We start from the raw sequence: 12,041 nt of genomic DNA on the forward strand, positions 1-12,041 counted from the left end.
GAACGATGAAAACGGCGGAAAATTCCAGTGCCAGGGTGGTCATATCCATGATGAGTGCTCTCCTGTTGAGTGAAATACGATCTTGACTGAATCACAGCTGAGCACATACAAAGCACAAACCATGCCATAAACAAAATCACCTGCACCCGCCTTGTCCTGAATCAAAAAACGACCAAAACTTGCCCCGACTGACAACAGGGTTTACAGTCATTGCCCGCTAAAGTGTCAACGACGTTTACATACGGGAGCCTGTATGGCGCTGGATCTTGCTTTCGAACTGATGATGCTGCTCACCGGCGGCTGTGCCCTGCTGGTGTCGGCCTGGCTGTTCTGGCGTGCCCGCCGCCGGCGCAGCATGAAGGCGCTGGCCGGTTTCGGCATCATGATGGCGCTGTGGTGCAGCGGTCATGTGTCGGTGTTTTATGGCTGGGAACGGCTGGGCAAGATGCTGATCCTCGCCAACCCGCTGATGCCCACCTTCTTCCTCGATTTTGCCATCGGCTTCGTCAATCAGGGGGCGGGACACCGGCCCTGGCTGGACCACCTGGCCCGCCGACGCGGCCTGTTTTATCTGGCGGCATTGCTGGTGCTCGTGGTCAGCCTGGCCATGGGCGGCGGCGACATCATCGCCTTCGGTCCCTTCAGCCATTACTTTGTGTTCAGCGGCGCCGGCTGGTTCAACATCGCCTACACCATCGGCATCGGGGTGCTGGCCCACGCCCTCTTGCTGTGGGGCTGGCGAGTGCATCGTGGCAACCGACGCCGCTCCATCGCCGCCATGTTCGCCGCCGGCGCCTGGGGGCTCTGGCTGGCCACCAGCTTTATCTTCCCCTCCCTCGGCCTGTACTGGTATCCCTGGCCCATGCTGCTGCTGCCGAGTTATGTGGTGTTGCTGGTCTATGGCGTGGTGCGTTATCAGATGCTGGAGGTCAACGCCTGGGCCAACCGGGCGCTGCTGTGGATACTGATGACGGCACTGGTGATGGGGCTGATTGCCCTGCTCAGCTCCATGGCCGCCCAGTTCGGCATGCAGGCGCTGGCCAACGTGCCCAAGTGGCAGCTGTGGCTCTATTCCATGCTGCTGCTGATGCTGGCGCTGGTACTGTATCAGCCGGTCAGCAAGCTGGTGGAACGGCTGATTTATCCCGGCAGCCGGCTTAACGAACGGCTGCTGGACACCTGGCTCAACCGCCTGGCCGAGGCCAGGCACTGGAACGAACTGAGCGCGGCGGCAGAGCAACTACTGGTCCGCCAGATGGGCCAGCCGGTGCGGGTACTGCTGCTGTTGGATGGCGATCGTCCTTCCCATACCGAAGAGATCGAAGGCCCCTGCGTTCTCTGCCGCCATCAGCACCTGGGCTGGCAATCCCGGCTGCAGGGCTTTGAAGACGTTACCCCCGGGCTTCGACTGGCGGCAGAGGTGTTCGCTTCGCTGCTGACCACCCGCTGCAGCCTGCTGGAGCGTTCGCTGCAATTGGCGGAAGCCGAGCGCAAACGGCTGTCGGAGCAACATCTGGTGGAGCTGGGGGGGCTGTCGGCGGCCATGGCTCACGAGCTGCGCAACCCGCTCAATATCATTTCCATGGCCTCCGCCGGGCTGGAGCCCGAGCGCAAGGTCATGATCCAGACCCAGCTCAAGCGCGCCGACCGGCTGATCTCGGACATGCTCGCCTACTCGGGCAACATCGGTGTACAGCGCCAGTCCATACCGTTGAAGGCCATGCTGGAGAGCCTGCGGCCCCAGTTCGACTGGCAGCATACCCGCTTCGAGTGCGCGCTGCCCGAGCACACCCGGATCTGTGCCGATGCCTACCGGCTACAACAGGTACTGGTCAACCTGATCGACAATGCCCTCGCTTTCGTGCGCAACAGACCCGACGGGGTGATCCGCATCGAAAACGGCGCCCGGCCCGGTGTGGTGCTGGTGCACAATAACGGGCCCGAGGTGGCCCAGGACATGCTTGACCACCTGTTTCGCCCCTTCGTCGGCAAGCGCAGCGGCGGCAGCGGCCTGGGGCTGTCTATCGTACGCCGGATCATGGATGCCCACGGCGGCCGTATCCGTCACCGCAGCGACCTGGGCTGGCCGGTGACCTTCGAACTCTTTTTTCCCGAGGACAGCTCATGTTGAACCCACCCCGCATCCTGCTGATTGACGACGAGCCCGCCTTTCGCACCCTGAGCGCCCAGTGGCTGGAGGCCGAAGGCCACGAGGTCAGTACCGGCGCCAGCCTGGACGAGCTGAGCGAGAAACTGACCCACTTCGATGCAGACCTGATCCTGCTCGACCTGTCGCTGCCGCCCCACTTCGATCCGCAACACACCCTGGCGGCGCTGCCCCGTTTCATCGACCGGCCGGTGATCATCCTCACCGGTCACGGCGAGCGGGAACTGGCGCTGGAAGCCCTGCGCCAGGGCGCCTGGGACTTTCTGGCCAAACCCATCGATCCGGACATGCTGGCGGTGGTGGTCAAACGCGCCCTGACCAAACATCAGCTGGTGCGCGAACTCAACAGCCTCAAGCACCAACAAGGCAGCCAGCAGGGGCTCGAGACCCTGATTGGCGCCTCGCCGTCGATGAACAACATCCGCGCCCTGGTCAGCCGCATCGCCCCCACCGACGTGCGGGTGCTGGTCACCGGCCCGTCGGGCACCGGCAAGGAGGTGATCTCGAAGGCGGTGCACGCACTCAGCAGTCGTGCCGCCGGCCCCTTTATCTCGGTGCACTGCGGTGCCATTCCCGCCGAGCTGCTGGAAAGCGAGCTGTTCGGCCACACCAGGGGCGCCTTTACCGGCGCCGACAAGGCCCGCGACGGCCTGCTCAAGCTGGCCGATGGCGGCACCCTGTTTCTGGATGAAATCGGTGAAATGCCGCTGGCGATGCAGGTCAAGCTGTTGCGGGTGCTGCAGGAAGGCAGTTTCTACCCGGTGGGCGGCCGCAGCCTGGAAACCATCGACGTGCGGCTGGTGTCGGCCACCAACGCGGATCTGCCCGAAAAAGTAAAAACGGGGGAATTTCGGGAAGACCTGTACTACCGCATCAAGGGCGTGAACATCGAAACCCGCCCGCTGGACGAACGCCCCGAGGACATTCCGCTGCTGATCGGTCATTTTCTGGAGCTGCAGGCCCGGGGCGGCAGTCAGGCGCCCCTGCACCCGGATACCGCCGCCTTCCACTGGTTCATTCAACGCCGCTGGCCGGGTAATGTGCGCGAACTGAAAAGCGCCCTCGACAGCGTGGCCGCCATCGCCAGAAACGGCATCATCACCCTGGAAGACATCGCCCTGCTCTACCCGGATGCCCAGCCATCAACCGGCGATTCCCTCGCCCATCCCGGCGACAGCCTGGAAGCCCAGGTACGGGCGCTGGAAATTTCGCTGATAAGCCAGGCTCTGGCCAAATTCGACCACAACCGCACCCACGCCGCCCAGGCACTGGGCCTGTCGCGCCAGGGACTGCTGAAGAAGATAGAGCGGTATGGACTTTAAGCCCCCTTCGGGGAGCCGACGGTATCCCGACACCTGCCCGCTCGGAGAGGGGTTACGGCATGATGGATATTGCTGCTATATTGCACCATCCTCAGACTTTTGTGAGACCTACCAATGGCACTGGACACCTGGTTTATCTTTCTGGCGGCGATGATTGGCCTGTCGCTCACTCCCGGCCCCAACACCTTGCTGGCGCTGACCCACGGCGCCCTCTACGGTCGGCGCAGAACCCTGTTTACCGTGGCCGGCGGCGTCCTCGGCTTTACCATCGTCATCGCCCTGTCGCTGTTCGGCATCGGTGCCTTGCTGCAGGCTTCCGCCACCCTGTTTACCGCCCTGAAAGTCATCGGCGGGGCCTACCTGATCTGGCTCGGTATTCAGCTGTGGCGGGCGCCTGCCCCCAGTGCCGATCCTCATGAGCAGGGCAGCTATCGCAGCGGCGGCTCCCTGTTTCGTCAGGGCCTGCTGTCGGCCCTGACCAACCCCAAGGCGGTGCTGTTTTTCGCCGCCTTTCTGCCCCAGTTCATCGATCCGGAGCGCGAGCTGTTTCTCCAGTTTGTGATGATGGCGGCGACCTTCGCGCTGACCGAATTCGTGACCGAAGTCTTTATTGCCAGCTTCGCCCAGCGCACCCGTGCCTGGCTGGTCCGGAGCGGACGTCGCTTCAACCGCATTTGCGCCGGATTGTTCGTGCTGCTCGGCGGCTGGCTGCCGCTGGCGCGCTGAGTCCCGGCCCCCTATCCTGCCCATAAAAAAACCGACCGGCTCAACAGAACCGGTCGGTTTTTTTGCATCATGAAGCGGCGTTATTTCAGGTTGAAATAGAACACCACCAACAGGGCGATGGGTGAGATATAACGCACCACCGGGTACCAGATCCGGTGCCAGCCGCCCAGCTCGGCGGCCGAGTGCGCCGGCTTCATCTTCCAGCCCACGAAGATGGCGGTAAACAATGCGCCGAGCGGCATCATGATGTTGGCCGTCAGGTAGTCGTAGAGGTCGAACAGAGTCTTGCCTTCGAAGCGCGCGAACATGTCGAGTGGGGTAAAACCGGACCATTCGTTGAGCGACAGCACGGTGGTGATACCCACCAGCCAGGCCACCAGGCCGCCAGTCACCGCCGCCTTCACCCGGTTTACGCCTTTTTCGTTCAGGTAGCTGACCAGCGACTCCAGCATGGAGATGGACGAGGTCCAGGCAGCAAACAGCAGCAGCACGAAGAACAGGGTGGCGAAGAAACTGCCGCCGGGCATCTGGCCGAAGGCCACCGGCAGGGTCACGAAAATCAGCCCCGGGCCGCGCCCGGCTCCAGCCCATTGGCGAAGACGATGGGGAAGATCGCCAGTCCCGCCAGCAGCGCCACGCCGGTGTCCATGACCGCAACCACCACCGAGGTACGGGCGATGGACACGTCTTTTTTCAGGTAGGCGCCGTAGGCCATCATGGCACCGCTGGCCAGGCTCAGGGTAAAGAAGGCATGGCCCAGGGCCACCAGTACCGCCTCGGCGGTAAGCGCGGAGAAGTCGGGTTTGAACAGGAAGCCGACCGCCTCACCGAAATGACCCGAGGTCATGGCATAGCCGACCAGGATCAGCAGCAGCACAAACAGCGCCGGCATCAGTTTGGTCACCGCCCGCTCAAGGCCATGACGTACACCGCCGGCCGAAACCAGCACCGTCAGGCCCATGAAGACCGAATGCCACAGCAGCAGTTCACCCGGCGAGGCCAGTAGACCGCCGAACAGGGCGCCGGATTCTTCCGCCGCGATGCCGCTGAATTCACCGCTGACCGCCGACAAGATATAGGGCATGGTCCAGCCGGCGATGACGCTGTAAAAGGAGAGGATCAGGAACGCCGCCAGGGTCGCCATGATACCGATGCCGGCCCAGCTCCTGCTGCGCCTTTCGGAGGCCGCCACCGAGGTCATGGTGCCGATGGGGCTCTTGGCGCCGCGCCGCCCCAGCATCACTTCGGCCATCATCAGCGGCAGGCCGATCACGGCGATACAGGCCAGATACACCAGCACGAAGGCGCCACCGCCGTTTTCACCGGTAATATAGGGAAACTTCCAGATGTTCCCCAACCCAACTGCCGACCCCACCGCCGCCATGATAAAGGCGAAACGGCTGGACCACTGGGCCGGGTTGCCAGCCTGCTGATTGTTCTCCGCCACGGGTACTGCCACTCCTGTTACTGGACACAAAAAATGCCAGCCACGCCTCACAACAGGTGTAAAGATTAGCTGACAACATGTCCTGCTAGTCTGCCATTAATGACTAAGATAAAAAATGGTCAGAAGTGGAAAATTCAGTTTTATGATAACTCCATCACTCTCGGATACGGGGATCATTCCCGTTTCAACACCCCCCGACGGATCTGATCCTCTTCTATGGACTCGAAGAGCGCCTGAAAATTTCCCTCACCGAAGCCTTCATTGCCCTTGCGCTGGATAATTTCGAAGAAAATCGGCCCTATCACCGTATCGGTGAAGATCTGTAACAACAGGCCCTGTCCCTCGGTAGGGGCGCCGTCCATCAGAATGTGATTTTTCTGCAGGCGGGCCAGATCCTCTCCGTGCCCCGGCAGCCGGGCGTCGAGCTGCTCGTAATAGGTGTCGGGGGTGACCATGAAGCTCATGCCGCCGTCACGTAACATTTCCACCGTGCGGTAGATATCATCGGTGCCCAGGGCGATATGCTGGATCCCTTCCCCCTTGTATTGCTGCAGAAACTCCTCGATCTGGCTCTTCTCGTCGGCGGATTCATTGATCGGAATGCGAATCTTGCCGCAGGGGCTGGTCATGGCCCGGGAACGCAGCCCGGTAAGCTTGCCCTCGATGTCGAAGTAGCGGATTTCACGAAAGTTGAAGTGTTTTTCATAGAAACCGGCCCACTGATCCATATGCCCCATGGCCACATTGTGGGTGAGGTGGTCGATATAGGTCAGCCCCACGCCTTTGGGGTGCGGATCGACGCCTTCCATGGGCCTGAAGTCCACGTCGTAGATGCTCTGATCGCCATAGCGATCCACCAGATAGATAAGGGAGCCGCCGATGCCCTCGATAGCCGGGATCTGCAACTCCATGGGGCCGGCACCGGACTCCACCACAGTGGCGCCCTGGGCCGCCAGCTCTTTGATGGCGGCGGCCGCGTCTTTCACCCGAAAGGCCATGGCGTTGGCGCCGGGGCCGTGAAGGCGGGAAAATTCCGCCGCCCGGCTGTTGGGTTCGGCATTGAGAATGAAGTTGATATCGCCCTGGCGATACAGGGTCACGTCTTTGCTGCGATGGCGGGCGATGGCCACGAAGCCCAGCCGCTCGAACAGCTCTGCCAGCTGCCGGGGCTGGTGCGAGGCGTATTCCACAAACTCGAAGCCATCGGTACCCATGGGATTCTCCCAGATGGCCGGTGTGTCGGTATGAACGGCTTTAGATACCATGATGATTCTCCTTCACCGTGGTGGTGGCACTGCTGTGTGCTGCCATATGCAAAGGGCGGCATAGCCAGCGCGGTCGGCTCCCGCCCGTACTCTCATATTCTGAAGTCTAGTTGAGGGCCGGGTCGGGAGGCGCGGCGAATACCGGGAGAAAGAAGGAGAAAGGCCCATCGGCCGACTCGCTACGAATTGCCCCAGCGGCTGACACCCGGGTAGCCGCCTTCGAGCAGTTCCTTGATGAAGACCGAAGGGATTTGCCGGTCGGCCAGCAGAAACACCTGCTGTCGGGCGCGGGTCAGGCCAACGTAGAACAGCCGGCGCTCTTCCGCATGGGGAAAGGCTTCGGCGTCCGGCAGCAGCAATTCCAGCAGGGCGGCGCCGTTCTGCTCGGATGGAAAGCCATACTTGCCCCGACTCAACCCCAGCATGATCACATGATCCGCCTCCTTGCCCTTGGCCCCGTGCAGGGTCTGGCTCTCCAGCCTGAGCTCGGGAAAGCGCCGCCGCCAGCCGGTCAGCTGTGACTCGTCCGGCAGGCTGAAACGAAAACGGGCCAGCAGATACACGGACGCATCGGCCCGGTCGGCGGCAATCTGGCTCAGCAGGCGGGTCACCGCATCCATCTGGCTGTCGTTGTCGACCGGCAACACATGCACACAGGGCGAGTCGCTGCGATGATGGGTACCGAGCGTCTTCGGCAGTTGCGCCGGATTGCGGGTGACGAAGCGGCTGGCCACCTTTTCGATCTGATTGTTGAAACGGAAGGTCTTGTCGAGCCGGGTGATCCGGCTGGCACCGAAGTACTCGGCAAAGCGGGTAGTCAGCGACACATCGGCACCGCTGAAACGATAGATGGCCTGCCAGTCGTCGCCCACACAAAACAGCGACAGCCCGGGGGCCGCATCGCGCAGGGCTTGCAGCAAGGCGGCACGAGGGCTGGAGATATCCTGAAATTCATCCACCAGTATATGGCGCCAGGGCACCTCGAAGTGGCCCTTGCGCACCAGCTCGGTGGCCTGCTCGATCATGTCGTCGAAATCGATTTCGCCCTGTTCTGCCAGATGTTGCTGGTAACGGTCCAGCAACGGGCGCACCAGGCTTAACTGCTCGGCCAGCGCCGGCGACAGCTCGTCCGGCTCGGGTTCGCCATACAACTTGAGCGCCGCCACCAGCGGTGCCCACTCCCGCGCCAGCCGCCGGTAATCCGGTTGCGGCACGACCTGAAAACGATGCCGCCGCAACCAGTCATGCAATGTGGCCCCGTAGTCTTCGTCCTGCTGGCAGTCTTGCTCCAGCCAGCGGGCAAAGGTATTGATACGGGTGCTTTCCTGCTGCGCCAGGGGGCTGAGCGACGGGCTCTTGCCCGCTACCCGCGCCAGTATCATCAACCCCAGGGCATGGAAGGTGCTGGTCTTGACGGTGGCGGTATGAGGCTGGCGCGCCAGCCGCTCACTCATTTCCGCCGCCGCCTCGTTACCGAAGGCCAGCAACAGCAAATCGCTGGCCCGGGCCTGGTTTGATGCCAGCAAAAAGGCCGCCCGCGCCACCATCACGCTGGTTTTGCCGCAGCCGGCCCCGGCCAGCACCAGGTTATGATCTTCGTCCACCACGCAGGCCAGCCGCTGGGCCTCGGTCAACGGATGGGCTTCCAGTCCGTCAAATAAGGCGCCGTACTCGGCCAGCGCCTGCTCGCAGTAATCCTGACAGCATTGTTCGCGCCAGCGCTCATCCGCCGCCGTCAGGGTTGCCACCAGTTCGAAAGCGGCCCGTTCCCGGTCGGTCAGTGCAGCAGGCGGTGAATGCAGACCCCATTCAATCGACTCCTGCTGCAACAGCTGCTTCAGCCGTTGCCAGCGGGAATGGCGCAGATAGCCCTGCTCCAGCAACGTCAGGCAGGATCCGGCCAGCGGCACCACCCGTACGGCATGATGCCGAAACCAGCCCAGGGTGATGGCTTCGCACAGCGGCTCGGCCACCGCTTTGGGCAACCAGCCCAGCTCGATATCACCCTGGGTGCAGGGCAGGTGCAGCCGATAGAGCCGCCTCCCCTGCGCCAACAGCGGTGGCGCCTTCAGCTCATGCCAGCCCAGGGCATGGCGTTCTCGTTTGAGGTGCAGTACCAGGCCCTCACCGGTCGGCTCGGTGGCCAGAAAGGGATGATTGAACCAGGGGGCCAGCCAGTGCGCCCGGAAGATCTGCATGTGCCACCTCAGGAAAGGGTATTGATCAGCTCGCCCAGTATCATGTGCGTGCGCACGGTTTTGATATGGGGGGTCTGTTCGATGATATGGCGGATGGCGTCCAGCCGCTCCATGGAGACGGCCTCCACATAAACCAGCATGTCGGTTTCGCCGCTGATGGTGTAACAGAGCTTCACCTCGGGCACGGCGCGCAACGCCTCGGCATATTGTTCGCACTGGCGAACATGATAGCAGAGGGCGAAATAGGCGCGCACCAGGGGCTGCGGGTTGCCGAGCCGGGCATGGTAGCCGCGGATCACGCCGCGCTCTTCCAGGCTCTTGATGCGTTCGGATACCGCCGAGCGGGACAGGTTGACCTCACGGGCAATACTGGCCACCGCCAGGCGGGCGTTTTCCGTCAGTAAGGACACGATTTTTTGATCGAACTTATCCACCCCTGCCTCTCTTGCCGAACACCCGACAAACGCCGGTAAAAAACGACGAAACGTCGTGCTCAAGCGCCATTGTGTCACGCCTCATTGGTATTGTTTGGCGCTAATATACCAGAATTCTCGGACATGGAATTGAAACACGATGACACGCTTGAACAAGCAACTGGGGTTACTGCAGGGCACCGGCATGATGGCCACTTCCCTGCTGGGGTCGGGGATCTTCGTGGTCCCGGCGGTGGCGGCCAGCCTGGCCGGGGCCAGCTCTCTATGGGCCTGGCTGGGGCTGATGCTGCTGGTGCTGCCGGTGGCTTTTACCTTCGCCCGCCTGGGCCGGAACTACCCCCATGCCGGCGGAGCCCCGCACCTGATCGGTCGTGCGCTCGGTGTCCCCATGGAAAAACTGGCCGCCTTCCTGTTTCTGGCGGTGCTGCCGGTAGGCCTGCCGGCGCTGCTGACCCTGACCGCCGGTTTCTGGCATGCCTTGTTTGCCCTGTCCGACCGCGGTGATCTGCTTATCCAGCTGGGTGCCCTGGGGCTTATCCTGTTGCTCGGCAGCCGCAACGCCGGTGCTTCCGGCCTGATCCAGCTGCTGATTGCCCTGAGTATTATCGGGCTGCTGACCGCCATCTGGATCAGCGGCGATCTGCTTGCCGCCCCCCTGGCCACCTTGCCGCCAGTCGGGCAACTGCAGTGGGGTGCCATGCCGGCGGCACTGGCGGTGATGTTCTGGTGCTATGTGGGACTGGAAGCCTTCACCCATATGGGCGAGGAATTCAAGAATCCGCAACGAGACTTTCCGCTGGCACTGTTGTTCGGCGTGCTGCTGGCCGGCTTCATCTATCTGGCCTACGCCATGGCAGTGGTGAAGTTCGGGGTGTTCGGCGACGAGCTGACCAATACCACCTCTTTCCCGGTGCTGGCCGCCATGCTGTTCGGCGAGCCGGGCCGCTGGGCCGCCGCCCTGGTGGGATACCTGGCCTGTTTTGCCAGCCTCAATCTCTATGTGCAGGGCTTCGCCCGCCTGCTGTGGAGCATGGCCGATGAAGGCAAGCTGCCCGCCTCCCTGTCCCGGCTGAACCATAACGGTGCCCCCTTTACCGCCCTCGCCTGGATAGTGGCGGCCAGCACGCTCTGTACCCTGGTGGCCTGGCTGTTCCAGTTACCGCTCGAGGTGCTGATCCGTTACGCCAACGGCAACTTCATCCTGGTCTACCTGCTGGCGATGGTGGCGGGCGTCAGGCTGCTGCAGGGCGGTTACCGCTGGCTGGCACTGCTCGGCTGTCTGCTGTGCCTGGGGGTATTCCTGTCCCTGGGGCTGGAAGCCGCCTATGCGCTGGTACTGGGTGCGGCCTTTGTCGGCTGGCGCCAGTGGCGCAGACGTAAAATAGAGCGCAAAGCTAGTCCAGCCGCTTCCTGAAACGCCGGGCCGCCAGCAGCAGTCCCAACAGGGTAAAGCCTCCCAGCCACAGCGCATCAGGCGCCAGTGACAGCAGGTCGGCATCGCGCAGCAATATGCCCCGGGCCAGGCGCATGTAATGGGTGGCGGGCAGCCCCTCGGCCAGCCACTGGGCTGCCACCGGCATGCCCTCATAGGGAAACATGAAGCCGGACAACAGAATCGAAGGGATCAGCACAAACACCGTCATCTGCATGGCCTGCAACTGGCTCTGGGCCAAGGTGGAGATCACCAGCCCCAGCACCAGGCTGGCGGCGATAAACAGCAGGGTGGCCAGCAGCAACTGCAGCGGGCTACCGTTGAACGGCACCGCGAAGATAAAGAACCCCAGAGTCAGGATGATCACCAGCTGCACCAGGCCGGCGAACACATAGGGCACTATCTTGCCGATCATCAGTTCCATCGGCGTCACCGGCGTGGTGATCAACAGCTCCAGATTGCCCCGCTCCCGCTCGCGCACGATGGCCGAGGCGGTAAACAGCACCATGGTCATGGTGAGGATCACCCCGATCAGGCCCGGGATGATATTTACCGCCGCCCGCCGCTCCGGATTGAAAAACAGCGTCACCTCGAAGTTGCCCTGAGGCCGGCTCAGTCCGGGATCGTCCGGCAGGCTGGCCAGCTGCAGTATGGCGCTGGCAATCAGGGTATCGGTGCCGTCCACCAGCCACTGGCCCCGGTGCCGGCCGTCCTGCCGGCGGCGTTCGAGATCGGCGGGCAGGATCAGCGCCGCCCGCACCCGACCGGCAATAATGGCGGTTTCGGCATCATGAGGGTGAGTGAAACGCTCGGTAAAGACCACCAACTGGCTGGCTCCCATCCGGGCCACCAGCGCCCGACTCTGACTGGTCGCCGCCTGATCCACCAGCGCCACCGGAATATCGCGCACCTTGGTGTTGATGGCATAGCCGAACAGCAGCAGCTGGATCAGCGGCACCATCACCACCATGGCGAAGGTGAGCCGGTCCCGGGACAACTGGCGAAATTCCTTGAGGGTAATGGCCCTGATCCGCCGCAGGCTGCTCATGG

Annotated in this window: 10 protein-coding genes; 4 read left to right on the top strand and 6 right to left on the bottom strand. The window is 62.6% G+C overall.

The genetic code is table 11. The features are described from left to right. Window positions 1-253 precede the first annotated feature (253 nt). The 3 genes from BFR47_RS04910 to BFR47_RS04920 all read left to right on the top strand — a co-directional run bounded on the left by BFR47_RS04910 (window position 254) and on the right by BFR47_RS04920 (window position 4,215). Entirely contained in the window at window positions 254-2,131 is a 1,878-nt protein-coding gene (locus BFR47_RS04910) for a sensor histidine kinase (protein ID WP_071472024.1), read from the top strand. Next, window positions 2,125-3,489, top strand: coding sequence for a sigma-54-dependent transcriptional regulator (locus tag BFR47_RS04915; protein WP_071472025.1), 1,365 nt, complete (start codon window positions 2,125-2,127; stop codon window positions 3,487-3,489). Before BFR47_RS04910 ends, BFR47_RS04915 begins: the two co-directional genes overlap by 7 nt. A gap of 114 nt (window positions 3,490-3,603) precedes the next feature. Beyond that, window positions 3,604-4,215, top strand: a complete 612-nt coding sequence (locus BFR47_RS04920; RefSeq protein WP_071472026.1) for a LysE family translocator — start codon at window positions 3,604-3,606, stop codon at window positions 4,213-4,215. 80 nt (window positions 4,216-4,295) lie between these two features. Here the strand turns inward: BFR47_RS04920 and BFR47_RS19045 are convergent, their stop codons facing one another. The 5 genes from BFR47_RS19045 to BFR47_RS04940 form a co-directional block, all read right to left on the bottom strand. After that, the gene (locus BFR47_RS19045; protein ID WP_281245942.1) at window positions 4,296-4,769 is read right to left on the bottom strand and encodes an SLC5/6 family protein; all 474 of its coding nucleotides are present in this window, start codon (window positions 4,767-4,769) and stop codon (window positions 4,296-4,298) included. Between the two features lie 5 nt (window positions 4,770-4,774). Further along, complete coding sequence (locus tag BFR47_RS19050; protein ID WP_281245943.1) at window positions 4,775-5,662, bottom strand: sodium-dependent transporter; 888 nt, start codon at window positions 5,660-5,662, stop codon at window positions 4,775-4,777. A 173-nt stretch (window positions 5,663-5,835) separates the two neighbouring features. Continuing rightward, on the bottom strand, window positions 5,836-6,927 hold the full coding sequence (hppD, locus tag BFR47_RS04930; protein ID WP_071472027.1) for a 4-hydroxyphenylpyruvate dioxygenase: 1,092 nt from the start codon (window positions 6,925-6,927) through the stop codon (window positions 5,836-5,838). 179 nt (window positions 6,928-7,106) lie between these two features. Beyond that, complete coding sequence (locus tag BFR47_RS04935; protein ID WP_071472028.1) at window positions 7,107-9,125, bottom strand: UvrD-helicase domain-containing protein; 2,019 nt, start codon at window positions 9,123-9,125, stop codon at window positions 7,107-7,109. An 8-nt stretch (window positions 9,126-9,133) separates the two neighbouring features. Next, the gene (locus tag BFR47_RS04940; RefSeq protein ID WP_071472029.1) at window positions 9,134-9,559 is read right to left on the bottom strand and encodes an Lrp/AsnC family transcriptional regulator; all 426 of its coding nucleotides are present in this window, start codon (window positions 9,557-9,559) and stop codon (window positions 9,134-9,136) included. Window positions 9,560-9,698: 139 nt separating this feature from the next. On the opposite strand from BFR47_RS04940, the gene yjeH reads away from it, so the two are divergent. Continuing rightward, complete coding sequence (gene yjeH / locus BFR47_RS04945) at window positions 9,699-10,973, top strand: L-methionine/branched-chain amino acid transporter (protein WP_071472030.1); 1,275 nt, start codon at window positions 9,699-9,701, stop codon at window positions 10,971-10,973. Here yjeH and BFR47_RS04950 read toward each other — a convergent pair. Next, complete coding sequence (locus BFR47_RS04950) at window positions 10,954-12,039, bottom strand: ABC transporter permease (RefSeq protein ID WP_071472220.1); 1,086 nt, start codon at window positions 12,037-12,039, stop codon at window positions 10,954-10,956. The two genes, yjeH and BFR47_RS04950, sit on opposite strands and share 20 nt — an antisense overlap. Between the last annotated feature and the right edge of the window lie 2 nt (window positions 12,040-12,041).

This window comes from Oceanisphaera psychrotolerans (assembly GCF_001870485.1).
In the GTDB taxonomy this organism is placed as follows: Bacteria; Pseudomonadota; Gammaproteobacteria; order Enterobacterales; family Aeromonadaceae; genus Oceanimonas; species Oceanimonas psychrotolerans.